The sequence below is a fragment of the Bacillus sp. MN7755 genome (assembly GCF_054771475.1).
Genome location: NZ_BTRL01000001.1, coordinates 307,455 through 332,153, shown reverse-complemented (window position 1 = coordinate 332,153; position 24,699 = coordinate 307,455). Strand labels below are relative to the sequence as shown.

Genomic DNA, 24,699 nt, shown 5'->3' with positions numbered 1-24,699 from the left:
CGTTTTTTTATCTTGGAGGTAGGCAGAAATGAAAAGGCTATCATTTCAAATCCTTATGTTTGTCCTTTGTATAATCGTTTCTCTTATTTTGTTTTATGTGATGGAGAAGCAAATATATAATCGAATCACAATAGTGAATGACAAACAAACTGTTTTACAAAGAGTGAATGAATCCCTGCCTACTGAAATGAAAGTTAGGCATGAAAAGTGGGGAGAAATTGTTATAACGGATGAAGTTCGTTTGCATACGATTGTTTCATTCTTTGACCAAATTCAAATAAACCCGAGAGAGGCTAAGATTCAAGAACAAGTATTTACTGGAGAAGTAACGTACTTGAACGGACATAAACGTACTTTTGCAGTAGGTGACTTGTTCCAGTACGGGGCTGACATGTACGGAAAGAATGGTACGGATCCAATGATTTCAGCATTTCAAACGTATTTGTTAAGCCTGTATTACACACCAGATCGTATTAGTGACTTTTTTGCGTCAGCACAGGATGTCATAGTACGCCAAGGTGATGTAGAACGTGCGATGAATCTTACGCACATACTTGACTCGATTCGGTACGCAAAGCAAATTACAGATTACGGAGAAATACAGAAATTATTACAATCACAGAATGAACCGATTGCTTATATTACCGCTTATAAAACAGGTAAGCGTATAAAGAATGAACGTGAAGACATTCTTACTATTTCTGTGTATTCGTCGTATTTTGTTGTGCAATATCTCGGTGATAATAATGGGAATGTCATGTATATGAAAAGCTCCCTCGCAAATTTATTTGTAAAGGAGAATGTGTCATGAGAAAGATAGCCTTTTTCTTCTTTTTGCTAGTAATTGGAGGAGCGATGTCTAGTTGCTCTCGAGATACAACCTCTATTAAATATAATAAAAGTGGTCTCCCTATTTTGGATGATCGTCATCTCGTTGCGTATGTAGCAGCCCGTGAGGAAGTTGGGGAAGCCTTGCTTTCATCATTTTGTAAACCACGCGGCTGTACGTATGAATTTATTCGTCTTTCGACAGAGGAGCTTCTTCGGAGGGTAGAAGAGGAAGCTGGAAATCCGAAAGCCGATATTATTATTGGCGGTACGGTAGACGCCCATCAAATGATGAAGCAAAAAAATCTATCTATTCCTGTTACGAGTCAGCATGCGAATCGTATTTCAAAAACTGTTAAAGATAAAGACGGTTATTGGTACGGTTATGAGGTGGAGAAGCTGGCAATTGCGCTTAATAAAGAGCGGTGGAATGAAGAGATAGCACCGCTCGGACTTCCCTATCCATCAAGGTGGAAAGACTTGTTAAATCCAGTATATAAGGGAAAGATTGTTATGCCGGATCCAAATGTTTCAGGTACAGCATATACGTTTTTTCAATCACTTATTGATACTTTAGGTGAAGGGGAAGCGAAGGAATATGTTAAGAACCTTGCAGGACAAGTTGGAGAAGTAACGGTGAATGGTTACATACCAGCAGAACTTGTTGCGAGTGGTGAATATATGATAGGCATCAATTTTATGGGAGATCAGAGAATGCTTCAAAAACAAGGCTTTCCTATTTTAAGTAACGAACCTGAGCAAACAGGATTATCTGTTAATGCGATTTCGAAACTAAAACGTGCACCGAATGGTATTATTGCGGATTTATTTATTGATTATTGTTTATCAGAAGAAGCGGGTCACATTTTAGAAAAAGTTTCGTTTGGCGTACCAACGATGTTTGCGAAGAATGAGAAAGAAATAGAAGGGCAGCCGGTTAGAAGAACGAACCAAAATATATCAAATAGCGGAATAATCGAGATATGGAATAGACAGCGTCTCTCTCAGAAGTGAGAAAAGGAGACGAAAGAATATGTTTAAATGGCTCAAGCCAGCACCTGCAATTGAGAGATTGCCAGCGGATATGATCGACCGTGTATATCGATTACTACGTATTCGTGTGTTAATCGGGATTTCAGTTGGGTACGCTGCTTATTATTTAGTTCGTAGTAACTTTACGTTATCAAGTACGTATTTAGTACAAGAATATGGTTTTAGTACAGCTGAAATTGGTCTACTAGGCTCAGTAATGGCAATTGTTTATGGGTTTAGTAAGTTCTTTATGGGGAATTTATCAGATAAAGCTTTCGCCCAGCGCTTTATCGCAGTCGGTTTATTTTTATCAGGGCTTGTAAATATTTGCTTCGGTTTTGCATCTTCATTTGGGATGATTGTTACATTACTTGTTCTTAACGGTATTGTACAAGGTATGGGAGCACCACCTTGTAGTATCGTTATGACGAAATGGTTCTCGAAGAAAGAACGTGGTACGAAAACAGGCCTTTGGAATATTTCACATAACGTTGGCGGAATGCTTGTGCCACCATTAGTCGGAATTGGTGTAGGTATTTTTGGGGAAAATCATTGGCAAGGCGGCGTGTTTATTTTCCCAGCGATTATCGCAATGGTAATTTCAGTTCTTGTTTGGATTAATGCGAAGGATACACCAGAATCAGAAGGTCTTCCTCCAATTGATGAGTATCGTAATGATTATGAAAACCTTGAAAAAGCAGATAATGCTAACAAGATGTCACCAAAAGAAATTTTAATGAAATATGTAGTGAAAAATAAATTTGTATGGTTCTTATGTATTGCAAATGCATTTGTGTATTTAATTCGTTTCGGTGTTATTAACTGGGTTCCACTTTATTTAACGACAGTTAAAGGTTTCTCAAAAAATGAAGCACACGCGGCGTACGCAATCTTTGAAGGTATGGCAATTCCAAGTTCATTAATCGTTGGTTTTTTAAGTGATAAATTATTTAAAGGAAAACGTATGCCATTATGTATCATTAGTATGGTTGGAGTTGTTATTGGTACGTTTATATATTGGCAAGCAACTAGCGTACTTGTTGTAAGTATTGCAGTTTCTATTATCGGTTGTTTAATTTATGTACCACAGTTCTTAATCGGTTTAAGTGCGATGGAATTAGTACCGAAATTTGCAGTAGGTACGACAGTTGGTATGTGTGGTCTGTTCGGTTATGTAGGCGGAAGTCTTGTAGCAAACGCAGCAATTGGTGTTATTGTTGATCGTTCTGGATGGGATGGCTGCTTTATCTTACTATTAACAGGTGCCATTTTATCAACAATCTTCTTGTTCATTGTTCAACGTGGACATGAGAGCAAAGCTCCTAAAGCGGTGTAATATTTTGTTTGAAAAGCTATCCAATTATCATTTTGGATGGCTTTTTCTATATAATATAATCTTTCCTTAAATCTATCTTAAAAGACAATATGTCATATTTCTAATCATTGGAATTTTTGTTACAATATAAATGGATGTGTAAAACTTTGTAAAAAGAATGTAATAATATGTAATTTGTTTTCAGAAAGTTTTATACAATTTTTATATTAAACTATTAAGTTATAAAGGGAGAGAGGATATGGTACCAAATACGGTTCGTACTCCAAACAAGAAGAAGAAATGGATTATTATCGGGGTTATTGCACTAATTGTTATTGTAGCAGCAGTTAATATTTTTATTATGCAAGGCAAGAAGAAGGGAGCATCAACATCTGCTGATGCTGTAAGTTTTGAGAAAGTGACAGAGCGTAAGCTGAATAATACGAAGTTAATTTCTGGTCAGGTGAAGCCCGGGAATATCGAAAGTTTTTATGCGGATCCGACTAAAGGAAAAGTGAAAGATATTGAGGTAAAAGAAGGGCAAGAGGTAGAGAAAGGTGCGAAGTTATTCTCTTATGATAATGAAGAGATTAATTTACAAATGAAGCAAGCTGAGCTTGATCAGAAGATGGCAGATATGCGTTATGATCAAGGGAAGAAGAAGATTGATTCGTTGAAGAAAGAAATTAAGAAGGCGAAAGATGGCGGAGCTGGGAAAGAAGTAACAGATCCGATGGAAGAGCAAGTAAGTGAGTTAGAGATGGCACAAAAGACAACGGATCTTGAGAAAGAAAAAGGGAAGTTGCAGAAAGAAGAGTTAAGTAAAAAGCAGAAAGAGCTTACGATTTATAGTAATTTTGCTGGTGTTGTTCAAAAGTTAGATAAAGATGCGGCGCAAAGTTCATCTCAAGCGTTAGGTGGTCAAGGGAAAGCATTCTTACAAGTGGCTTCTAAAGATCCGTTCCAAGTTCAAGGAACGTTAACTGAGCTTCAAAAGTCACAAATTCAAAAGGATCAAACATTTACTGTTACTGCGAAAGCAAATAATAAGAAGAAGTGGACAGGTAAGATTACAGAAGTAAGTGAATTCCCAACGAGTGCAGAGATGGCGCAAGCTGGTGGTATGGGTGAAGCGACTCAAAATATGTCTCAATATACATATAAAGCAAGCCTTGATAGTCAAGATGGTTTATCTCCAGGTTATCACGTCTCTCTGCAAGTAAATTTAGAGAATAAGACGATGATTGCTGTTCCAAGTAAGAGCATTGTAGAAAAAGACGGTGATGCATTTGTTTATGTTGAGGATAAAGGAAAACTTCGTAAACAAAATGTGAAAAAAGGTTCTACTGATGGAGACTGGACAGAGGTTGTAGAAGGCGTAACAGTGGGGCAAAAGGTGGTTAAAAATCCTTCCGACGATGTGTATGACGGAATGGAAGTGAAAGAGAAATGATCACGTTAAATCATATTGCTAAAACGTATTATCAAGGAAAATTGGCAGTGCCGATTTTGCACGGTATTAGTTTAACGATTCAAGGCGGCGAGTTCGTTTCGATTATGGGACCATCTGGTTCTGGTAAATCAACGCTTATGAATATTATCGGTTGTTTAGATCGTCCAACAGAAGGCGAATATATGCTGAATGATGTGAATATCTTAACAGCAGACGAGTCAAAGCTTGCTTTAATTCGTAATGAATATATCGGTTTTGTGTTTCAGCATTTTAACTTGCTTCCGCGTCTTTCGGCAGTCGAAAATGTTGAACTTCCGCTCGTATACGGCGGCGTGAAGAAGGCAGAGCGTCGCAAGCGTGCTTTAGAGGCGTTAGGTAAAGTCGGATTAGCGGACCGTGTGCATCATTTGCCAAACGAATTATCAGGTGGACAGAAGCAGCGTGTTGCGATTGCAAGGGCGATTGCGAATAATCCAACGTTCATTATGGCCGATGAGCCGACTGGTGCGCTTGATACGAAGTCTGGTGAGCAAGTTATGGATATTTTCACGAAGCTTAATGCAGAAGGTACAACAATTGTTATGGTTACGCATGAAGAGGAAGTAGCAGCGTATTCTTCCCGCCGTATTGTATTGCGAGATGGGAAAATTACAGAAGATAGAAGGTGTGCGGTATGAGTTTACTAGATAGTATAAAGATTGCTCTATCTTCTATTTTAGCTCATAAACTGCGTTCAGCTCTTACGATGCTCGGTATTATTATCGGCGTTGGTTCTATTATTACTGTCGTTGCAATTGGGCAAGGCGGGGAAGCGATGCTGAAGTCGAAATTCGCAGGTTCTGGTGGTAATAACCTTATGCCAATTCAGTTTAAACCAGATATTAATGATGAGTTTGCTATAGGTGGGTTTGAAATACCAAAATTAACGGAAGAGGATATTTTGGAAGTAAAACAAGTGAAAGATGTTTCACATGTTATTACGACAAATTCAACGACAGAGATACTTGATGTAAATGATAAAAAAGCAAATCTGAATGTTATTGGTCTTGATAATGAATATTTTGCGGTTAATAAAGTAAAGGTCGTAAAGGGACGTACTTTAAACGAATCAGATATTTCTCATGCAAATAACGTTGTGATGATTAGTACAAAAACAGAGGAAACGTTATTTAAGGACGTAAACCCAGTTGGACAAATTATTGAGATGAAGGGACAGCCAATGCAAATTATTGGTGTGTATACATCTGATAATGAGTTTATGGGATTTGAAATGGAAGAAGCGTTAATCCCTCTTACGTTATGGCCTGTTTTATACGGAACAGATGATATTCAAAATATCTCAATTCAAGCTAAAAATGTAGACAATTTAGAAACAGCAGGGAAACAAGCTGTTGATGTATTAAATAGTCGTAAGCCAAGTGAAATTCCAGGTAAATATGAACTGGTGAATTTAAAAGAACTCCAAGAAAATGTTTCTAAAGTAACTAGCATCATGACGATGATTATTGGTGGTATCGCTGGTATTTCATTAGTCGTTGGTGGTATTGGTGTTATGAATATCATGCTCGTATCTGTAACGGAGCGTACGCGCGAAATTGGGATACGTAAAGCGCTTGGAGCAACGCGTAGTAAAATTTTATTACAGTTTTTAATTGAAGCAGTTATGTTAACGCTTCTAGGTGGTTTAATTGGAATTGGTCTTGGATATGGCGGAGCATATATCGTTTCCACATTCGCAAAATGGCCGCCACTTGTTTCATGGGAAGTTGTCGTTGGCGGCGTACTGTTCTCTATGACACTAGGTATTATCTTTGGATTAATTCCAGCAAACAAAGCTGCGAAATTAGATCCAATTGAAGCATTACGTTATGAGTAAGTAATAGTGTAGTAGAGAGGGGGGCTCTCTACTGCACATTACCGTTCTAGTGGGCGGTTCGTAGCCTCTATATGAGGAAGTGAACCGCCCGTTAGAACGGGTTATATAAAGAGAAGGAGGCGTTATAATGGAAGCGAATATTAATACGCAAGATGCAGTTTCGAAAAAGCCATCATTATTAGGGATGATTACTTCTCCAGGTGAACAGTTTGAGAGAATGAAGAACAGTAATGCGGTTTGGGGTGTGTTTTGGATACTTTCTTTATTATCAGGGATTACTGGAGGTCTTGGTGCTTATGTATATTCTTTAACACCTGAATCAATTAAGTTCAATCAAGAATTAGGGGTTAATGTTACACCTGTGATGACTTTCGGCGCCGGTTTTGTATTTGGTGTTATCGGTATGATAATAGGTTTCTTTATTAGCGCAGCAGTATACAAAGTGTTAATGATGTTAATGAGCAATGATACTTCTTATAAGAAATTATTAACAATTACTGTATATTCAAGCATTATTTCATTACTTGGCTTATTAATAAATGCAGTTTTAGCGCTTATTCTAGGTGGTTCAGGGAAAGAATTTTACACTGGTTTAGGTCCGATTTTCGCTTCAAGTGGCGGCGCAGTAAAAGGTATTGCAAATAGCATTGAAGTATTTACAATTTGGGGATTTGTTATTACATGGTTAGGTCTTCAAATTACAGCTGGTTTAAGCAAAAAGAAAGCAACGATTCTTATGGTTATCTTCTTCATCTTAACGATTGGCTTTGGTGCGCTAAGAGGATTAGTGCAATAAGCTTGATATTTCATGTCACAAGAAAGAAATGCAGCAATTATAAAAGTAATTGCTGCATTTTTGATATAAGGAGAAGATACATATGTTTAAGAAATTATTAGCAAATTTTTTGTTTATGTTAGTTGTATTATTGTTAACGGTAGAATATCTGCCAAATAAGAATCCTTATATATTTGTTGGCGTTATAAGTTGTATTTTAGCTACAGGTTTATATGCAATCGATAGATTTTTCAAGCGTTTAACTACAGAATAGTATAAATCGAAAATTTATAAACATGAGATTTCTTCTAATGTATAGAAGGAATCTTTTTTATTTTTACCCTTATTTCAAATACCACCAGCAGAATTTCAAATTCTACTTCATGTAATTTCAAATTTCAGCGGTAGTATTTGAAATTACTCACAGTGAAATCCTTTCTTTATTTTTATATTGTGAAGGTACCGCGGAATACTAGAAAGGTATACCTTTTAGAAACGGGTACTGTGTGAAGCCAGCGACTTTTACAGAGACAGTTGTTTTGTATGAAGGTATGATTGTGAATCAAATAAAGAAGCTAGGTATTTATCAAGATTATGAAGAGTATTATCAATGTGGGTTAATCGGTCTTTGGCATGCGTATGAAAAGTTTGATGCGGAGAAAGGGAGCTTTCCTGCATATGCAGTTGTAACGGTACGTGGTTATATATTAGAAAGATTGAAGAAAGAGTTTGCAGTGCAAGAAAAGTGTGTATATGTAGGAGGATATGAAGATACCTTTCATTTTGAAGATATTGAAATGAGAGTGAAGGAATTTATGAGTGTATTAGATGAGAAGGAGAAGTATGTTATTTTTGAACGTTTCTTTGTAGGAAAGACGATGGGGGAAATCGCTTTAGAGACAGAGATGACCTATTATCAAGTGAGGTGGATATACCGGCAGGCGCTTGAGAAAATGCGAAATAGCTTGAGAGGATAAATAGTATCATAAGAATGGAAGGCAAGGGATATTGCTTTCCATTCTATTTATTTTGTTAAGGTAGTAAATGTAATAAGAGGTTTTTGAATTGTAGTGAATCTTGCATGTTCATACGTGATAATACGTATCCAGCTTTTAATAATTGTTGTTTTAGCTTATGGGGACTGATATGTATGGTTGTAGTAGTGCCATTTGAAAAATGAATGGTAGCTTTTTTACTCTGTTTGAAAAATTCTATGTCATCTATATGATTATAAAATAGCCATATACAGTTTGGAGAAGAAGGAGATTCTGTTGGGAAAGCACAAATATATTCTCTATGATTAATTGGAATCGGGACATTTTGTTTGAAATTAAAGTTTGTTTGAACTGCATTACGTCTGCCTTGATAAGTAGAGTGAACATTGGTTAGACAAGATTTCTTGATGAGTTGAAGAGCGGTTTGGCAGGAATAAAAATGGTTCCCGCTACTGTCGATAACTTTTGTGCAATAATAAGGGTGCTTGTAAGGCTCTAACATCATTGTAGAATTAGAAATAAAAATATCATTTTCGTCTTTCATAACTCTGAGTCCTCCCTTATAAAATGTTATTAATATCATTATATACGAATTAGGTAAAATAAATATTAATCTTTTGTTTCGTATTGTAAATTTTGGCTATTCGTTTACAATCAATAGATGATAGTCTTTCTAATTTGCATCGCTTGTACATATATATGAAAATAGAAAAGAGTAGGCGGTGAGATAGTATGAAGAAAAGGTATATTGTTATGGCTCTAGTTGTTGTTCTTCTAGTATATTTAGCAAATAGTAACCCGAGTAAAGGTGAATATACGGACTGGGCAGCGAAGCAGTTTATGAAACGTAATGATGTGAGTAAGAAGCTAGACGAAGTTCAAAAAGAAAATGAAGAGGGGCTTCTTGGCGATTTAGCATCGGCTGGTAAGAAGTTGGCGAAAAAATATGTTGAGCCGCAAGTTGGGTTATTAATCGATCATTATACGAAGCGAGATGATTATATATTCTTCTCAACTTATAAGACTGAATTTGATATAGGCGGAGAACACTATAAATATGTATGCGTCGGGTTTTCAAAAATCTTTATCCCAATTGAAATGCCGAAGAAAAAAAACGAATCTGCAAAATGATGCAGATTCGTCTTTTTGTTTATAGCGTAATGGGAACTTCAGATACATTCCTTTCTACGAGACGAGCGCCTTTTTTTCGGGTATTTTCATTCATTGATGAAAATACAGATGAGGCAAGGATGGTATCCATTACTTGATTTACGACTTGTGCATCGACGGGTGTGATGGGGTTCTCGATAGAAAAAACAACGGTTTTTCCATCTTCTTTCGCAAAAATTAATTCTAGTACTTGCATGCTTTATTTCCTCCCTTTTAGTTATTCAGCTGTTAGTGTTGGCTAACAATCAGAGGGGATGAACCCCCACTAATTAAAGTTTCATCTTATAGGCTAGAAAGATCTGATGTGCTAACAAGTTGTACAGCGTGAAGTGGTAATGCTTGTAAGGAAGCAAGGGCACGTGCTACGTTTTGTACTTGCTCTAAGTTTGCGTTTGTTTTTACACGCTTAAATTGTTTGTTCTTAAAAACTGTTTTTCCGTTCTTATCTACTCCATTGTTTAAGACAAGACGTAAAGTTAAATCCATTACGATTGTTTCGACTGCCATGTTTATCACCCCCTTTCACTATATAAATAGGGTGTGAATGTCATGTTTTGGCGTGAAATGTATTCTTTTTTTTGGTACTCTTAAAAGACTAAGAGAGGGGTTTCGGAAGAATGAATCGTAAATGGTTATTTTGGATTCCTGTTTTACTATGGATGGGGTTGATTTTCTATTCCTCGGCACAACCATATAAAAAGCAGGATATGCGTTCGGATATTGAACAATATGTAAATGTGGAGTTTGTGAAAGAGCATTTTTCATGGGTATCTATCGATTACGGCGGTGGTACACCTGTTAGCATTGCAAATAAAGGTGTAGGCGGATTTATTGAGTTTTTCCTTCGTAAAGGTGCTCATTTTATGGTGTTCTTTATGCTTGGTTCATTGACGTATTATGCTTTTCATCGATTGGGTTATTCGAGAAAAAGGTGTTTTATATACGCTCTCCTTCTCGTTGCAGGATATGCAACATTTGATGAAATTCATCAATGGACTACGGGAGATCGTACACCGATGTGGCAAGATTCATTACTGGATACGTGCGGCGGATTAACAGGGATTATAATAAGTAATTGGTTTTGGAATAGAAAAAGGAGCTAATCTTTTGAGATTAGCTCCTTTTGTTTATACACCAAGCAATTCTTTTAGTTCATCTGTAGATAGTTCGGTCATCCAACTATCGCTTGTAATGACAGCGTTGTTTAATGATTGTTTTCTCTCTAACATTTCATCAATTTTCTCTTCGAGTGTCCCTGTTGTAATAAGTTTATGAACGTGTACAAAGCGCTTTTGACCAATACGATATGCGCGGTCTGTTGCTTGGTTTTCTACAGCTGGATTCCACCAACGGTCGTAGTGAATGACATGGTTGGCCGCTGTTAAGTTTAAGCCAGTTCCGCCTGCTTTTAACGATAAGATGAAAATGTCATACGTTCCGTTTTGGAACTGCTCGATCATTTTGTCACGTTCTTTCTTCGGTACGCTACCGTTTAAGAAGAGGACGCGCTGACCGAAATGTTCTTCTAATACATTTTTTAGCATGTTCCCCATACCAATGTATTGTGTGAAGATTAAGCAACTTTCATTTTGATCTTTTATATTTTCAATTAGTTCCATTAGTGTGCTCGTTTTCATGGAACGTTCGATGATGTCTTTTGGTTCTGCTTCTTTTAAATAAAGAGCGGGATGGTTACAAATTTGTTTAAGTTTGTTCAGCATTAGTAATATAAATCCGCGTCGTTCAATCCCGCTTAATCCTTCTACATTTTGCAATGTATCTTGAACAAGTTGTTCATATAAGGAAGCTTGTTCACCGGTAAGTGGACAGTAAGCTTTCTGTTCTTGTTTATCTGGTAAGTTTAGTGCGACTGTTTGATCCTTTTTCGTTCGTCGCAGTAAAAATGGTGAGATAAAACGTTGAACTTGTTGGATTTTTCCTTCGTCACGATCTTTTTCAATCGGTGAGACGAAGCGGCGCTGGAATTGTCCTAAGCTGCCGAGATATCCGTGATTAATGAAGTCGAAAATAGACCAAAGCTCGGCAAGTCGGTTTTCCATCGGTGTACCGGTTAAAGCAATTTTGTGATTAGCTGGCAAGTTTCGCACTGCTTTTGACTGTTTCGTATGTGGGTTTTTAATATTTTGCGCTTCATCCAAAATAACAGCATCCCAGCATAACGTACTAAGTTCTTCTTCATCAAGCTGAGCCAATGCATAAGATGTTAATACAACATCTGCTGATTGAAGGAAGTCTTTAAATGATTCGCCTTTCGCTCGGTTACTTCCATAATGTAACTGAACACGTAAATTTGGTGCGAAACGTTCAAATTCTTTTTGCCAATTTCCAAGAACAGATGTCGGTGCCACGATTAAGGCAGGACCTGTTTGGAGGTTGTTCTCTTTTATATATAGTAAGTAAGTGATCGTTTGAATACTTTTTCCAAGCCCCATATCGTCAGCTAATAATGCGCCGAACCCAAGCTTCCTTAAATATAATAACCACTCAATTCCATGTTGTTGATACGGACGGAGTGTTGCATGTAGTGAAGAAGGGACATCTACTTTTGGAATATCTCCAATGTGCAATAATTTTTGGAATAGATCTTCATAATATCCATCTAGTTCAATTTCAATATCGGTAAACGGACTATCCTCTTCTACAATTTCTGTTTCAGCAGTGTTTGATAAATGTTGCTGAAGGACATCTTTCATTTCGAGTCCATACTTATCGGCACGGTTCATAAGCTTTCGTACTTCTTCAATAAAGGCTGGATCTAGTCTCATCCATTGACCATTTATATTGAATAACCGTTTGTTTTGTTCAACGAGTTCGAAAAATTCGCTTTCTGATAAATCAATGCCGTTCGTTGAAATGCGCCAGTCAAAATTAACGAGTGTATTCATGCCGAAGAAAGATTGCGTTTGTGTGGCATTTTGCTTCAGCTGCACACGTAATTTTGGTTTTGTCGCTTTTAAATTTTGCCACCACGATGGTAATAAAATCGTAATACCTGCGGCAAGTAATTCGTTACTTGCTTCTGTTAAGAAGTTCCATGCTTCTGTTTCAAAGAGTTCACTTCGGAATGTATCACCGTCTTTTAACCACGGTACAAGTCTACTGAAGCCTTCTTGTGTTTCAAGAATACGTTCTTCATAATCGTGCCATCGTTTTGGCAAAGAATCGATACTCTCATATACATATATGCGATGAGCCCCGCGCTTTGGTGTAACAATTGTTTCAAGCTTCCACATTTCAAATTCTTCTTGCGGCTCTTGTAGCCTTAGGCCAATTGTAAAGGGAAGGTCATCTTCAATGTAACCAATTTTTCGAAGCCAATCTTCTTCATGTAGTGCTGCGTCCAATTGTCTTTTCGTAAAGTCGTAATGTTCATAAAGTCTCTTTGCATCTTCCCATCCGTCGTTCGAACGGTTATCTTGTAATATGCTTTCATTTACCGCGGATGAGAAAAGAGATGCTAATGTGTCATCTTCAATCGGTGTATGTTGAACTTTCCAAGATGGTTGTTTGGGCCAACGCTCCATATCGGGTACGAAGCTACCGCTGACGAAGGCATCCCATAATTCATTTGCATCTTTCGTAAGTGCTGTAATAGGACCGTTCATTTGAATATGGGCAAAGGAGTTCATCGGTTTATTCGCGATGTATTCAAATGCTTGTGCGTTTGTTAGTATAACACCTTGTTTTCCTTCAAAGGTTGCTTCTTTTAGAAATGTACCGTAGAAGGAAGTAGAGTGCCATGTAAATGCATTTCGTTTCCAGCTTGTTACGGATAATGGAGTACCGCTGTCATCTTCTCCCCAAAGGAACCAACCTTGACTAACGTGCTGGAGCCTAATTGTTACTTCAGTTTGATTGATCATCGATTAATTTTCCTTTCCGTAATTCCTCTTGTAGTGCACGTAGACGTGAATGTAAGTTTGCGATGTGAATAATGAAAGCATCCCATTCATCGGTGCGCTTTAATCGTTTATATAATGTACGTAATTTCTTTAAGTAACGAACTGCACGTCTATATGATTTGCGATTTCGCTCTTCAATGGCCTCAGTAGCAGCAAGGTGATAAAGAGGGAGTGCCGCTTCTGGCGCTTCCTTTTCAATATCTTTCAGCGGCTCTTTCAAAATTTCAATTGCTTCAAACCCATGTAAGAGATGGAGTTCTGCCCATGTACGATACTGTTTTTTCGCGAGTACGTATTGTTCATAGTTTGCGAAACTATACGGTAATAGCTCTTGCAATATCATTTCGAATCCGGCTTGTTCGTTTGTATGGGTTGCATATGTTTCATACATGTTTACAAATAAGCGAACGATATCTTTGATAAAAACAGTATTTTCGTACTCATGTATCGTTTTCTTTACTTGTTTATACGTAAAGGAAAGCCAGTTTTTCGCACGATCCCATTGCATTGTATTTAATAGCTCTTCTAACCAATAGAAGTACAAACTTACAACAGAAGCAGGCTGTTTTTTGAGTAAGTCCATCGCTAGTAAATCTTCGTCATTTAAAAAGAGTAGATGAGAAGATGCTAATGCTTTGGAAAGTGGATTGATTTTCGTATCGATTCGTTTTTCTTCTTCTTGCAGTTGCTCTTTATTCTGTAAGAGTTCACTCCATATGTGACGATAAATAAAAAATCTCTCTTGCGTATAGGCGTCAGTGGAGAAGAATACTTCGTGAACGAGACGAGCTGTTTCTTGCAAAATTGATTCAGACTCTGAAGGAATCGCTTCTGATTGTAAGTCCCGAACGATGGATTCCACTTTATCTACAAATAGGCGAACGACATTAACAGGCTGATGATAAGAATACGTTTTATTTGCTTCAAAGTCCTGAATTTCTTCTAATAATTTTTGAAAGCAATAAAGCGCTGCATGTAGCCTGAACAACTCATGTATCGCAATGATACGCGGAGCTTTCCGTTCGAGTTTCGTATAGAAGTCTGTAAAAATACTCATAAGAAAATACATTTGTTTATAAGTAAGCCGAGCTTGTTCTTTTTTAAATGATTCATATTCGTTATCAAAATAGGATTGCCAACTTTTATAATCACTTTCCTCAAAAGCTGATGATTGCAATACTTGTCTTGCAGTTCGAATAGGAGGAAGGGAAGGTTTCGTATTATTTTTAAATAAATTTAATACATCTCCTACTTGCCCAAAACTAGACGCTGCAGACAGTAACACAGCGAGCATATGCTCACATTGCGTTGGTGCGAAGCAATCGCAATAGCTTTCAGCGACGTTACGAATCGGGATATGGACGCTATATACGCTGCCTTCAGCATCTACAGTTCCTGATAGCGTATAACCATCAAAGTCAACGTTGTAGACAACACCACTACGATATAGGTGCCGAGCTGTAGCGACATGTTCCTGATCAGCTGTTTGCTGTGGATCTAGTCCTTGAACGAACTCATTCGCAATCATCATAATTTCATCTTTCGTAATCGAGTGTTGCAGCATAATATTCCTCCGTACACATATTTCTTTCCTTTACCATTATAAACAAAAAATGCTCAAAACAGAAAAAATGAAATTTGGATTACATTACTTGAAAATCATGGTAATATATAAAATGTTAATTTCGTATATTAATATATATTTATGGAGGGATTAAATTTTGTCAGATTTACAATCAAAGTTTGGTAGCGGTATGAACAAATTGCAAGAGGGAATCGAGCAAGGGAAGATGAAATTACAAGTAGCTCAAGAGGTTGCGCAATTAAAGAAAATTACGCAAGAGAAACTACAGGCGAAAACTGAAATTTTGCTGGAACTTGGTCAAACGGCATATATGCAACTCCGCAATGATGAAGTTCGAGTAGATGTGTTAAAAAATATTATAGAACCAGTACAAGAGCTGGATGTTGCTATTTATAACACGCGTAAGCAAATAGCTAATTTACAGAATCAAGGACAGAAAGGGCAATGTAGCTGTGGCGGCCCATTATCATTAAATGATAAATTTTGTGGACAGTGTGGAAAAGAAAATGAGTTACTCCTTCAATCAAAAGATGCTGAAAATGGGTCATGTACTTCATGTGGTGAACAAATTGCAACAGAGGCTACATTCTGTCCAGTTTGTGGTATGAAGCAAAGTAAGGAGTGAGGAACATGTATTGTAAAACTTGTGGTCTAGAACAATCGGATGTAGCGAATTATTGTACACATGATGGATCAAGTACAGGTAGTGTAGAAAGTGAAGTTATCTTAGCGCCGAAAGACTCAAAGTATTGCCGAACTTGTGGAGTTGAAAGTAAAGGGACTGCTACGTATTGTGAGAAATGCGGGGATTCCTTATTAGGTATTATGAAAAAAGAGATGAAAACAAGATTACCAGACGAAGGTTTACAATTACATGTAAGTCCATCTGGAAGCACTTTGAAAAAAGGTTTACTTGGTGGTGGGCTTGCAATCGTATGTATGTTTATAGCCGGTTGGATTGGTAGCCTAGTTGTCGATGCGGCGATTAACGACCTAGTGAGAACGATGCTTACAAATATGAACGGTATGTTGAATATGGGTACTATTAATCAATCTTTCGTTGGCATAGCACCATTAATTTTAATGTATCATTTAATAGGCCTTGAAGTTAGTGGGAGCGGGGAATATGCGATGTCATTTATCCTTCATTTCCCATTGTTCATCTTGTTAGCAATTCCAGCACTTATATTAGGTGGAATTGGATTCTTTGTAGAGAGAAGCAACCCTTCTGCTGTTTGGCGTAAGAAGTTACTAACATCAAGTGTTATCGGTATTGTATATGGAATTTTCTTGTGCATCGTAAGCTTTATCGCAAGTTCTTCTACGACAATTTCTCAATTCTATAAAACGATGACAATCAGTATTGGTTATTCTCATGTTATTAGTTTATTGTATGGCATTATATTTGGTTTACTATTTACCTTTATTGGTATGTGTATTCAAGCAGGGCCACACCGTCTATTATCTTCTATGAGTCGAAGTGTTCCATATGCAACGTCTATTTATTATAGTGTGGTAACTGTATTAAAAGGATTGCTTATTACATTTGGTATTATACTTATTACAATTTTATTTAGCAGTTCAAAATCAGTGGGACCAATTGATTTTCCCGAGAAAACATATAAAACATTAATTTCATTAGAAGCAACACCATACATGTGGAATATGGCTCACTTTGCTTCAACAGAAATTGAGTGGGGAGATATGGATAGAGAAATGAGAAGATACTCAATTGAAAAAGGTCCATTGCATTTATCTTATACGTCAGGAATATCAATAAATGGTACGTCATTAAAAGATCTGGAAATTGCTAATGGAGCGAATCTTAAACGTGTAAAAGAAATTGATGATTTCAATTCCTATATGCACTGGTGGGGGTTATTAATTTTATTACCATGCATTTTACTATTTAGAGCTGGGATGAAATTGGCTCAATATCCGATGAAAAATATGTACGTAACTATTGCTGTGTTTAGTGCGGTGTATACTGTGATGATGCTTTGTGTAAATGGATTGGCCAAAATTCATATTGAGGCTTCAGGGAGTAAGGAAGTTATGAAGGAGTTTGCTGGGATTTCCGGACCATTGTTCTCTATTCAAAGTAGCACGCTGTATTTAATAGTAGGTAGTTTTCTTCTTTCGTACGCATTAACATTTGCTGGTATGAAGTTAGTAAAAAAATAAGGAGGAGAGTCATTTGAAGTTTTGTGGGAAATGTAATAAACAAGTTGCGGATCATTTGAACTTTTGTTCTGAGTGTGGAAGTAAGGTAGAAGTAATTGCTGATCAAACAGCTTCTTCTCGTTCAGAAGTACAACGAGAAATAAAGCCAGTGAAAAGTAAGAAAAATATAATGTTACTTATATGCTTTGTTGTTATCTTTGCTATATTGTTTGGTGCGTATAAATTTGGGGCAAGCAAGTTTTCAAAAGAAAAGCAGGTCAATGCTATGATTGAAGCATTCCAAAAGAAAGATGCGAATGCAATTGATGAGTTTGTAAAAGTAGATGATCCGAGTTTGAAAATGAAAGCTGAAGATATTAAGGGGTACATCCGTTATTTAAAAGAAAACCCTTCTTATAATAAAGAACTACTATCTTATTTACAAAGAGAGACAGTGGATCAAAAACTAGCAAGTGATAAAGCATCATTTAAAGATGGTCAAATTATAGAAGACGGAAAAGAATGGTTCTTATATCCGAAGTATAAACTTAATATGAAATCTTATTATATGAATGTAAGCACAACTGCGAAAAGTGCTGAAGTATATGTGAATGATAAGAAAGAGACAGAGTTATCAAATGATAAAACTTCAAAAGAAGTTGGTCCGTACTTCCCAGGTTCTTACGTTGTAAAGGCAAAAGCGAAGACAGAACTAACTGAATTAGAAACAGAAAAAGAAGTGGACTTAGCAGATGAAAAAGAGGCGAAAGTGGATGTTAAATTATCATTAGAAGGAAATTATGTAACCATTTCTTCAGATGAAAATGATGCAACTGTATTTGTCAATGGTAAGAAGCGCGGGAAATTGAGTCATGGAAGTTATAAACTTGGTCCTGTACCGACAGATGAAACGGTAGAAGTACATTTAGAGAAAAACACTGATTTGGGTGTTATTAAATCTGAAAGTATTAAAATTGGAGACCAAAGCACGTATTATTTAAAATTCCCGAAAGAAACTTCAAGTTCGGCTGTTGGTGACTTTGTACGAAAGCATCTTTATGATAATGTGCGTGCGATTTCATTAAATGATTTTAGTCTAATTGAAAATAATTATGATAAGAGCGGGAAATCGTACAAGGAAGACCGTGATTATATACAATATTTACACAAAAAAGGAATTACAGAAGATTTATTAACAATGGAAATTCGCAATGTAGAGCGTCAAAGTGAAACGAAATATAAAGTAACGACATATGAAGAGTATCATATTCGTTACGGTGATGGCTCTGTGAAGTTTAAAAGCTTTAATAATGACCATATTGTTACTGTGAATGGAAATGGAAAGATATTGTACCATTCTCTTGGAGCGAATAATACGCTTAAGTCAGAGGAAGTATCTGGTCCGACTCGTTAATATAAAAAGGCTATCTCAATTATAGAGATAGCCTTTTTACGATTAGAAGCGCGTTTCCTTTAATATCGCTTGTACATATGGATCATGTAGTATTTGCTCTATAATTGGTAACATGTTTTGTTCGAATGGAATGTCGATAGGGAATGGCTTTTGTGAGCCGGGTTTGATTCCATATTGGACAAGTTTGTAATGTGTATTTTCTTCAGACTTGAGCACAATTAATTTATAGCGATTGTCATCGCCCGCGAGTGAAAAGTCAATGGAAGTAGCGTCGTATGTTACTTCATCTTTATATATATACGGTTTTGGTGTACCGATCCAGTCTACTTTTGCTTGTACATTCATGAATATAACCTCCTTATAGCTATTATAAAAAAATAAAAGCCAGCTCTCAACAAAGAGAACTGGCTTTAGCAGTCATTGGTTATTTTAAAATTTTCACTTTAACAGTTTTGCGTCCCCATTTTTGAGCAGCGCTATCTGATCCAAGTAGGATATCGATACGGTTACCTTTAATTGCACCGCCAGTATCTCCAGCGATAGCTTCTCCGTAACCTTCTACCCATACTTTAGATCCTAATGGGATTACTTTCGGGTCAACAGCGATCATTTTCATGTTCGGGTTCGCTGTTAAGTCATGACCCATTGCAGTTAATACACGGCCACCGTATGTGCCACCGTTTTCGCTCGGATGAGCTGTATATGCTGTAGCTACAACTGTTAACTCACGACCACCAGAAGGTGTGCTAGTTTCAGCAGCTTTCACAGCAGGCTTAGCAGCTGGTTTTGCTTGTGCTACAGGTGCTTTAGCTGGTGCTACAGTTTTAGCAGGAGCAGGTTGTTCTTGTTTCTCGATAACAGGTGCTGTACCTGTTAAGAGAGGAACGTGAACATAAGCTGTTTTCCCGTTATATTCGAATTGTAACCACTCATTTTGTACTTGGTTCGTTGTTTCGATCATATCGTCTTTCTTAAGCGTCCCAAGAATTTCTGAGTTTGTGTTCGCTTCAGCACGTACGTTTAATACGTTAGCTGTTACGTAGTAGATGCTTTTTGTGAACTCTGCACTTACGAATGATTCTTTACCATTTAAAGTGATTTTTGACCATCCGTTCTCTGTATTTTGTACATCTATTTTATTACCGTTTAGTAATTTACCGACAACTTTTGATTCCGTAGTAGGGTTTTCGCGTACATTTAGTACGTCTGTTGTTACAACAGTTTCTGCATTAGCAGATGCGGTGAAAATCCCAAGACCAAAAACTGCTGCTGTTGCTATTCCAATTAATTTTTTCATGATAGCCTCCATTGCGTTTGTTTTCGTGTCCTCATTATAGCAACAGATTTTTTCGGATTTGGGGAAAACACACAATTACAAACCATTCGTAATAAGTCGTTAACATCCTGTAATATAACCAAAAATATAGGAAAGCGTTTTTCATTCTATATGACTAGTAGGTTTCTAATTATATTCAAAATATTTAATGCAACATATTTTTTTCGACGTAAATAAAAATATTGCAGGAGTGTTACAAAACGTTAACTAAACGATTACATTCCTTGAGTATTTTACCGTTTTATGGGTAATATAGTTATATAAACATAAACAATTCGTTTGTGAAACTATAAACACGTGCTATATACTAGCAAAAAAACCGCATAATTGTTACAAAAAGAAAGGGTTGCAAGGAAGAAAAATGCCCTTTTTTACATCTGTAACACATCCTTTTTTGGGAAAACACATTCCCATCCGCATTTTTCTCGCACATTTTGACAGCAGTATTCCTATCTCGTAGCTCTTGCAGAGTGAAAAGGTTATACGGAAGGTAAGGCTGTCCATAAGAATTCGAATTGGTGAAGGTGAAGGTAAGAAAATCACCACAAAAATTATAGTTTTCTATCCGATTTTACATATCGGAATTTATGTTATTTACAAAAGTGAAACCTACGAAGGGGGATTTGATGAGGAAACTGACAAAAACATTCATCGTTTCATTAACATTATGTATTGCATTTACACTTTGGGGGATTATTCCCGAATCTATTATTGGAAAAGGTAGCCTAGGAAATGTAACAACCGCAATTCAAACTGCATTAGTTAGTAAGTTTGGATGGTTTTATATTATTTCTGTTTCTATTATTTTAGGTGTGTCTATCTTTTTAATTGTTTCGAAATACGGTTCTATTCGTTTAGGTAAAGATGATGACGAACCTGATTATAGTTATATGACATGGTTTGCTATGCTATTTAGCGCTGGTATGGGGATTGGCTTAGTTTTCTGGGGCGTTGCCGAACCATTAAACCATTTATACGCACCTCCGTTTGGAGAAGGGGCAACTGAGGAAAGTGCGCGTCTTGCACTACGCTTTTCATTTTTCCATTGGGGATTACATCCTTGGGGACTATATGCGTTTGTAGCGTTGTGTATTGCTTACTTTACTTTTAGAAAAGGAAAAGCAAGTACGATTAGTGCAACAGTAGGTCCGTTATTTAAGGGCGGGGAACATGGGCGTATTGCTCATTCATTTGATGTGTTAGCTGTTTTCGCGACGGTGTTTGGTGTTGCGACATCATTAGGTCTTGGTGCGAAACAAATTGCAGGTGGTGTTAGTTATTTAACATCTATCCCGAATTCATTAACGACACAGTTAGTTATTATTGCAATCGTAACCGTTCTTTTCATGTTATCTGCGCAGACAGGTCTTGATAAAGGAATAAAATATTTAAGTAATACGAACATTATTTTGGCATTTGCACTTATGATAATTGTATTATTTGCAGGTCCAACAAACTTTATTATGAATTACTTCACTTCAACGATTGGTTCTTATATTCAGGAATTGCCAAGTATGAGCTTCCGTTTAAGTCCATTAGATGAAGGCGGAAATCAATGGATTCAGTCATGGACAATTTTCTATTGGGCATGGTGGATTGCATGGTCACCATTCGTAGGTACATTTATTGCGCGTGTTTCACGAGGGCGTACCATTCGTGAGTTTGTTATTGGTGTGTTACTCGTACCAACCGTAATTGGTGCACTTTGGTTCTCCGTTTTCGGCGGAACTGGTATTCATATGGAGCTGTTTGGTGATGCACATATCTTTGAAAAAGTGAAAGAAATGGGAACAGAAGTAGGATTATTCGCTATGTTTGATCAGATGGGCAGCTTTGGATCAGCTTTATCGGTTTTAGGTATTTTACTTATTGCAACATTCTTTATTACATCTGCAGATTCTGCAACATTTGTTTTAGGGATGTTAACGACACATGGTAGTTTAAATCCACCAAACCGTATTAAAATGATTTGGGGTATCGTTCTAGCCGCTATAGCTTCTACCTTATTATATATCGGCGGATTAGAAGCCTTGCAAACGGCAGCTATCATTGCGGCATTCCCATTCGTCTTCGTTATTTTCTTTATGATGGCAGCGTTATTTAAAGAGTTACAAAAAGAAGGACGTATGAAGCGTCATAAATAATAGAAGGAAAAAGAGCTGATTATACATCAGCTCTTTTTTATATAGAAGGGATTTGAACTGCGAGTAAGGGAAATAAAATACTTTACTTTATAAGTAGTATGCCTTTTATACGAAGAAAAAACGAGAAATTTCGACAATGTTCGATATTTTACAAACTCTATTCATATTTTTGACAAAAAATTGTCGGAAATGTGTTGTCACGTTTATGTATATGTGCTATATTATTTCCTGTAAGCGATTTCAAATAGTTTTAAAGCGCATTCAAGGGGGACATCTAGAATAATGAAACGTTACGAAAGAAAGTGGAAGCATATTTGTTTGAAACGTGTGGCACATCGTAGTGTCCAAGAAAGCACGGAACCTAAGACTGAAACGCGCAAAGAACAGCAAGAGAAGCAATTGGTTCTACAAAAATAGCAATCACTTTTTCGTATATAAATGAAGGTCGATCGTTCGTTGGGGGATGGACGTGAAATTACTTTCAGCTAAGGGGTATTGTCTGATATATATAATTTATACGGCAATAAATAAGCACAGAGCATACGGCGCTCTGTGCTTATTTTTATTTATCTTTTTTGAATCGAACTGTTTTATCCCAGCCAATGACTTGTTTCTTGCTCTTTGCACGTAAGTATAAAATTAAGCTACGAATGAATAAGTACGTAAAGAGCTGTGCGTACGTAAAGTACATGATAACACTAATAAAAATATTAGTTGGTGTAAAGGTTCGCTCTACACTCTGGGCACTAAATAATTGAGAAACATATGTAATATATGCGACATACCACATAAATAGTAGTGGAATGCTATATTGAATTTGGAATATACCGAGTAACCCAATTACGAACCAAACGTTCGAAATGATTAAGAATAGCCAAAATACAACATATACTAAAACTTGTTGTAAGGAATGGACGAGAAGTTTTCCTTTAAAGAAACTTAATGAAGAAAACATTTTTTCTAAAATGTACAAGTTCCCTTGAAGCCAACGTGTACGTTGCTTAATAAGGATTTTTAAATGCTCAGGTTCTTGTTCCCATGTAACCGATTCTGGAACGATTGGTAAGAGATAGCCTTTTTGTGTAATTCGTAATGTTAATTCAGCATCTTCTGCAATTGCATAAGGGTCATAGCCGCCAAGCTCTTCTAATGCAGAGCGACGAAGAAGCATGTTTGTTCCTGTCAGTGAACCCGTTTGGAATAGTAACCAGCGTCCGGATTGCATAAGGAGCTGGAAGATTTGAAATTCTAACGAAATCATTCGTGTTAGCCAGTTTCTTTTTTCATTTACAGTACGAACATGACCAACAGCTCCAACGGCATCCTCAGTTGTTTCAGCGTGTTCTACAAGCATTCGCAATGCATCTGGTTCAGGCTGGTTATCTGCATCATAAACACAGAAATATTCACCATCTGAGATACTCAGACCATAGTTTAGTACACGCGATTTCCCTTTTGGTTCACCCGCCGGAACACGAATGTGACGAATGTGAGCATAAGCTTTGTCAAAATCGTCACCGATTTCAGGTGTTTCATCTTGAGAGTTATCATTTAATAAATAAACAGTTAGTTTGCCTGGATATTCAATCTTCGCCATCGCCTCTAAAGTATCTTTAATAACTACGCCTTCATTGTGGGCAGGTATTAAAATGTCGACACTTGGATAATGTTCTAACGTACGATCTTTTCGTTTCCTATTTCGGTGAACTAAGCCCGCAAGTGTTAAGAAAGAATAGTAAACGAGTAAGCCAGAGAACAGAAAGGCTGTAAAAATAAGTACATATTTAATTGAAAAGGTGATGCTAATCCAAAAAACAAGTACGCAAAACAAGAGGAATAAAAGGAGTATAACGAGTGTCATCATAATACTGTCGGTCCTTTTGTAGCGATTTGTTCTCGTTTAATCTTAATGTCTTGAATTGCCTCAACTGCAAGCCATTTTTCCATTTTGGGCTGTAGACGGTTCATTACAATGTCGGCACCAGCTTCATTTGTATTTTGTAATAAAATGACTAATGTGTTGTTATCATATTCAGCAGCAAGGTCAAAGTCAGCTCTTACCGTTTCAACTAATAATGAAGCTACACGATCCATAACACTTTCCTTCGTATATTTACTAAAGGAAGTGAAGTCGAAGGAAATAATAACACCTGTTTCATTGCGACGATTCATTGCAGTGATTAATAATGCTTGTCTTCTTTCGAACTCTTGTCTCGTTAATAATTTTGATTCTCCAATGTACTGTTCTAACGTTCTCACACGGTCGGTTAATTCTTTATTTTCATGAATAACCTTCTTTAATAAATGAGTTGATATATATACAATGAAGAAGTTTGCTGCCATTAGGAAGTGTGTAATAATGTATTCCCATTGTTCTGATGTACTCCATAAGTAAAGCCATGCTTGGTAGAATAGGTAGAACACCGAAATAATGGTTCCTAATATGAAGAAAACAAATGCAGTTTTATCAGCCAAAAATAGAAATAGTACATTAACAGTTACATATATAATTGTAAAAATGAGAGCATGCTCATATTGTGTTACATGTACAGTTGTAAAATAAAATAAGATTTGTAAAATCCACATAGAGAGGACTTTATAGAAGTTATCTTTCACAAAACTTTCCTCCTTAAAGATAATTCATGCAAGGATATTTGTAGTATGCGCAATTATTAAGAAATAGACCAGAT

The 24,699-nt window shown here is 36.7% G+C and carries 25 protein-coding genes; 16 read left to right on the top strand and 9 right to left on the bottom strand.

Annotation, left to right across the window (positions count from 1 at the left end; all coding sequences use genetic code 11):
* The first annotated feature begins 28 nt into the window (after positions 1–28).
* The 9 genes from ACYVEC_RS01740 to ACYVEC_RS01700 all read left to right on the top strand — a co-directional run bounded on the left by ACYVEC_RS01740 (position 29) and on the right by ACYVEC_RS01700 (position 8,256).
* The gene (locus ACYVEC_RS01740; RefSeq protein WP_460505450.1) at positions 29–811 is read left to right on the top strand and encodes a DUF3919 family protein; all 783 of its coding nucleotides are present in this window, start codon (positions 29–31) and stop codon (positions 809–811) included.
* On the top strand, positions 808–1,842 hold the full coding sequence (locus ACYVEC_RS01735; protein ID WP_098557143.1) for an ABC transporter substrate-binding protein: 1,035 nt from the start codon (positions 808–810) through the stop codon (positions 1,840–1,842). The genes ACYVEC_RS01740 and ACYVEC_RS01735 overlap by 4 nt, the downstream gene beginning before the upstream one ends.
* 19 nt (positions 1,843–1,861) lie before the next feature.
* Positions 1,862–3,196, top strand: a complete 1,335-nt coding sequence (gene pgtP, locus ACYVEC_RS01730) for an MFS transporter (RefSeq protein WP_275719153.1) — start codon at positions 1,862–1,864, stop codon at positions 3,194–3,196.
* Positions 3,197–3,434: 238 nt separating this feature from the next.
* Positions 3,435–4,628 carry an efflux RND transporter periplasmic adaptor subunit gene (locus ACYVEC_RS01725; RefSeq protein WP_063221854.1) on the top strand — a complete coding sequence of 398 codons (1,194 nt, stop codon included), beginning with the start codon at positions 3,435–3,437 and terminating at the stop codon, positions 4,626–4,628.
* Positions 4,625–5,305 carry an ABC transporter ATP-binding protein gene (locus ACYVEC_RS01720; protein WP_063221853.1) on the top strand — a complete coding sequence of 227 codons (681 nt, stop codon included), beginning with the start codon at positions 4,625–4,627 and terminating at the stop codon, positions 5,303–5,305. The genes ACYVEC_RS01725 and ACYVEC_RS01720 overlap by 4 nt, the downstream gene beginning before the upstream one ends.
* Positions 5,302–6,504 (top strand): ABC transporter permease, encoded by a 1,203-nt coding sequence (locus tag ACYVEC_RS01715; RefSeq protein WP_063221852.1) that lies wholly within the window; start codon positions 5,302–5,304, stop codon positions 6,502–6,504. Before ACYVEC_RS01720 ends, ACYVEC_RS01715 begins: the two co-directional genes overlap by 4 nt.
* 127 nt (positions 6,505–6,631) lie before the next feature.
* Complete coding sequence (yknW, locus tag ACYVEC_RS01710; protein WP_063221851.1) at positions 6,632–7,300, top strand: YknW family membrane protein; 669 nt, start codon at positions 6,632–6,634, stop codon at positions 7,298–7,300.
* Positions 7,301–7,382: 82 nt separating this feature from the next.
* Positions 7,383–7,553 carry a hypothetical protein gene (locus ACYVEC_RS01705; protein WP_162840199.1) on the top strand — a complete coding sequence of 57 codons (171 nt, stop codon included), beginning with the start codon at positions 7,383–7,385 and terminating at the stop codon, positions 7,551–7,553.
* A gap of 232 nt (positions 7,554–7,785) precedes the next feature.
* On the top strand, positions 7,786–8,256 hold the full coding sequence (locus ACYVEC_RS01700) for a sigma-70 family RNA polymerase sigma factor (protein WP_063221850.1): 471 nt from the start codon (positions 7,786–7,788) through the stop codon (positions 8,254–8,256).
* 55 nt (positions 8,257–8,311) lie between these two features.
* On the opposite strand, the gene ACYVEC_RS01695 is transcribed toward ACYVEC_RS01700, so the two are convergent.
* The gene (locus ACYVEC_RS01695; RefSeq protein ID WP_063221849.1) at positions 8,312–8,818 is read right to left on the bottom strand and encodes a competence protein ComK; all 507 of its coding nucleotides are present in this window, start codon (positions 8,816–8,818) and stop codon (positions 8,312–8,314) included.
* Positions 8,819–9,006: 188 nt separating this feature from the next.
* Between ACYVEC_RS01695 and ACYVEC_RS01690 the strand changes: the two genes are divergently transcribed.
* The gene (locus tag ACYVEC_RS01690) at positions 9,007–9,405 is read left to right on the top strand and encodes a DUF4359 domain-containing protein (protein ID WP_063221848.1); all 399 of its coding nucleotides are present in this window, start codon (positions 9,007–9,009) and stop codon (positions 9,403–9,405) included.
* A gap of 19 nt (positions 9,406–9,424) precedes the next feature.
* On the opposite strand, the gene ACYVEC_RS01685 is transcribed toward ACYVEC_RS01690, so the two are convergent.
* Positions 9,425–9,640 (bottom strand): DUF2922 domain-containing protein, encoded by a 216-nt coding sequence (locus ACYVEC_RS01685; protein ID WP_063221847.1) that lies wholly within the window; start codon positions 9,638–9,640, stop codon positions 9,425–9,427.
* A gap of 86 nt (positions 9,641–9,726) precedes the next feature.
* Complete coding sequence (locus ACYVEC_RS01680; protein WP_063221846.1) at positions 9,727–9,951, bottom strand: DUF1659 domain-containing protein; 225 nt, start codon at positions 9,949–9,951, stop codon at positions 9,727–9,729.
* 110 nt (positions 9,952–10,061) lie between these two features.
* Here ACYVEC_RS01680 and ACYVEC_RS01675 point away from each other — a divergent pair, with 110 nt between their 5' ends.
* Entirely contained in the window at positions 10,062–10,547 is a 486-nt protein-coding gene (locus ACYVEC_RS01675; protein WP_063221845.1) for a VanZ family protein, read from the top strand.
* Between the two features lie 24 nt (positions 10,548–10,571).
* On the opposite strand, the gene ACYVEC_RS01670 is transcribed toward ACYVEC_RS01675, so the two are convergent.
* Together ACYVEC_RS01670 and ACYVEC_RS01665 are read right to left on the bottom strand one after the other, a co-directional pair.
* Positions 10,572–13,328: a DEAD/DEAH box helicase gene (locus ACYVEC_RS01670; protein ID WP_063221844.1), complete on the bottom strand. Its 2,757-nt coding sequence runs from the start codon at positions 13,326–13,328 to the stop codon at positions 10,572–10,574.
* Entirely contained in the window at positions 13,312–14,931 is a 1,620-nt protein-coding gene (locus ACYVEC_RS01665) for an SWIM zinc finger family protein (protein WP_063221843.1), read from the bottom strand. Before ACYVEC_RS01665 ends, ACYVEC_RS01670 begins: the two co-directional genes overlap by 17 nt.
* 157 nt (positions 14,932–15,088) lie before the next feature.
* On the opposite strand from ACYVEC_RS01665, the gene ACYVEC_RS01660 reads away from it, so the two are divergent.
* The 3 genes from ACYVEC_RS01660 to ACYVEC_RS01650 are packed head-to-tail and all read left to right on the top strand — an operon-like array spanning position 15,089 to position 18,529.
* On the top strand, positions 15,089–15,577 hold the full coding sequence (locus ACYVEC_RS01660) for a zinc ribbon domain-containing protein (RefSeq protein WP_063221842.1): 489 nt from the start codon (positions 15,089–15,091) through the stop codon (positions 15,575–15,577).
* A 5-nt stretch (positions 15,578–15,582) separates the two neighbouring features.
* Positions 15,583–17,136, top strand: coding sequence for a hypothetical protein (locus ACYVEC_RS01655; RefSeq protein ID WP_460505443.1), 1,554 nt, complete (start codon positions 15,583–15,585; stop codon positions 17,134–17,136).
* A 13-nt stretch (positions 17,137–17,149) separates the two neighbouring features.
* On the top strand, positions 17,150–18,529 hold the full coding sequence (locus ACYVEC_RS01650; protein ID WP_275719150.1) for a zinc ribbon domain-containing protein: 1,380 nt from the start codon (positions 17,150–17,152) through the stop codon (positions 18,527–18,529).
* 42 nt (positions 18,530–18,571) lie between these two features.
* Here ACYVEC_RS01650 and ACYVEC_RS01645 read toward each other — a convergent pair whose 3' ends face one another.
* Positions 18,572–18,874 carry a DUF3910 family protein gene (locus ACYVEC_RS01645; protein WP_063221839.1) on the bottom strand — a complete coding sequence of 101 codons (303 nt, stop codon included), beginning with the start codon at positions 18,872–18,874 and terminating at the stop codon, positions 18,572–18,574.
* A 79-nt stretch (positions 18,875–18,953) separates the two neighbouring features.
* Positions 18,954–19,826, bottom strand: a complete 873-nt coding sequence (locus ACYVEC_RS01640) for a cell wall-binding protein EntA (RefSeq protein ID WP_063221838.1) — start codon at positions 19,824–19,826, stop codon at positions 18,954–18,956.
* 665 nt (positions 19,827–20,491) lie between these two features.
* On the opposite strand from ACYVEC_RS01640, the gene opuD reads away from it, so the two are divergent.
* Positions 20,492–22,009, top strand: coding sequence for a glycine betaine transporter OpuD (gene opuD, locus ACYVEC_RS01635; RefSeq protein WP_063221837.1), 1,518 nt, complete (start codon positions 20,492–20,494; stop codon positions 22,007–22,009).
* Positions 22,010–22,291: 282 nt separating this feature from the next.
* Entirely contained in the window at positions 22,292–22,426 is a 135-nt protein-coding gene (locus ACYVEC_RS01630) for a hypothetical protein (protein ID WP_000833067.1), read from the top strand.
* Positions 22,427–22,571: 145 nt separating this feature from the next.
* Here the strand turns inward: ACYVEC_RS01630 and ACYVEC_RS01625 are convergent, their stop codons facing one another.
* Both ACYVEC_RS01625 and ACYVEC_RS01620 read right to left on the bottom strand, forming a co-directional pair.
* The gene (locus ACYVEC_RS01625; RefSeq protein ID WP_063221836.1) at positions 22,572–23,873 is read right to left on the bottom strand and encodes a glycosyltransferase family 2 protein; all 1,302 of its coding nucleotides are present in this window, start codon (positions 23,871–23,873) and stop codon (positions 22,572–22,574) included.
* Positions 23,870–24,625: a diguanylate cyclase gene (locus ACYVEC_RS01620; RefSeq protein WP_063221835.1), complete on the bottom strand. Its 756-nt coding sequence runs from the start codon at positions 24,623–24,625 to the stop codon at positions 23,870–23,872. The genes ACYVEC_RS01625 and ACYVEC_RS01620 overlap by 4 nt, the downstream gene beginning before the upstream one ends.
* Positions 24,626–24,699: the final 74 nt, after the last annotated feature.

Excerpts from the sequence above, each read along its gene's own strand:
- ACYVEC_RS01705 (WP_162840199.1), top strand. The coding sequence starts at position 7,383 with ATGTTTAAGAAATTATTAGCAAATTTTTTGTTTATGTTAGTTGTATTA.
- opuD (WP_063221837.1), top strand. The coding sequence starts at position 20,492 with ATGAGGAAACTGACAAAAACATTCATCGTTTCATTAACATTATGTATT.
- ACYVEC_RS01675 (WP_063221845.1), top strand. The coding sequence starts at position 10,062 with ATGAATCGTAAATGGTTATTTTGGATTCCTGTTTTACTATGGATGGGG.
- ACYVEC_RS01740 (WP_460505450.1), top strand. The coding sequence starts at position 29 with ATGAAAAGGCTATCATTTCAAATCCTTATGTTTGTCCTTTGTATAATC.
- ACYVEC_RS01690 (WP_063221848.1), top strand. The coding sequence starts at position 9,007 with ATGAAGAAAAGGTATATTGTTATGGCTCTAGTTGTTGTTCTTCTAGTA.
- ACYVEC_RS01645 (WP_063221839.1), bottom strand. The coding sequence starts at position 18,874 with ATGAATGTACAAGCAAAAGTAGACTGGATCGGTACACCAAAACCGTAT.
- ACYVEC_RS01665 (WP_063221843.1), bottom strand. The coding sequence starts at position 14,931 with ATGCTGCAACACTCGATTACGAAAGATGAAATTATGATGATTGCGAAT.
- ACYVEC_RS01720 (WP_063221853.1), top strand. The coding sequence starts at position 4,625 with ATGATCACGTTAAATCATATTGCTAAAACGTATTATCAAGGAAAATTG.
- pgtP (WP_275719153.1), top strand. The coding sequence starts at position 1,862 with ATGTTTAAATGGCTCAAGCCAGCACCTGCAATTGAGAGATTGCCAGCG.
- ACYVEC_RS01725 (WP_063221854.1), top strand. The coding sequence starts at position 3,435 with ATGGTACCAAATACGGTTCGTACTCCAAACAAGAAGAAGAAATGGATT.
- ACYVEC_RS01735 (WP_098557143.1), top strand. The coding sequence starts at position 808 with ATGAGAAAGATAGCCTTTTTCTTCTTTTTGCTAGTAATTGGAGGAGCG.
- ACYVEC_RS01640 (WP_063221838.1), bottom strand. The coding sequence starts at position 19,826 with ATGAAAAAATTAATTGGAATAGCAACAGCAGCAGTTTTTGGTCTTGGG.
- yknW (WP_063221851.1), top strand. The coding sequence starts at position 6,632 with ATGGAAGCGAATATTAATACGCAAGATGCAGTTTCGAAAAAGCCATCA.
- ACYVEC_RS01685 (WP_063221847.1), bottom strand. The coding sequence starts at position 9,640 with ATGCAAGTACTAGAATTAATTTTTGCGAAAGAAGATGGAAAAACCGTT.
- ACYVEC_RS01670 (WP_063221844.1), bottom strand. The coding sequence starts at position 13,328 with ATGATCAATCAAACTGAAGTAACAATTAGGCTCCAGCACGTTAGTCAA.
- ACYVEC_RS01715 (WP_063221852.1), top strand. The coding sequence starts at position 5,302 with ATGAGTTTACTAGATAGTATAAAGATTGCTCTATCTTCTATTTTAGCT.
- ACYVEC_RS01695 (WP_063221849.1), bottom strand. The coding sequence starts at position 8,818 with ATGAAAGACGAAAATGATATTTTTATTTCTAATTCTACAATGATGTTA.
- ACYVEC_RS01630 (WP_000833067.1), top strand. The coding sequence starts at position 22,292 with ATGAAACGTTACGAAAGAAAGTGGAAGCATATTTGTTTGAAACGTGTG.
- ACYVEC_RS01655 (WP_460505443.1), top strand. The coding sequence starts at position 15,583 with ATGTATTGTAAAACTTGTGGTCTAGAACAATCGGATGTAGCGAATTAT.
- ACYVEC_RS01680 (WP_063221846.1), bottom strand. The coding sequence starts at position 9,951 with ATGGCAGTCGAAACAATCGTAATGGATTTAACTTTACGTCTTGTCTTA.
- ACYVEC_RS01625 (WP_063221836.1), bottom strand. The coding sequence starts at position 23,873 with ATGATGACACTCGTTATACTCCTTTTATTCCTCTTGTTTTGCGTACTT.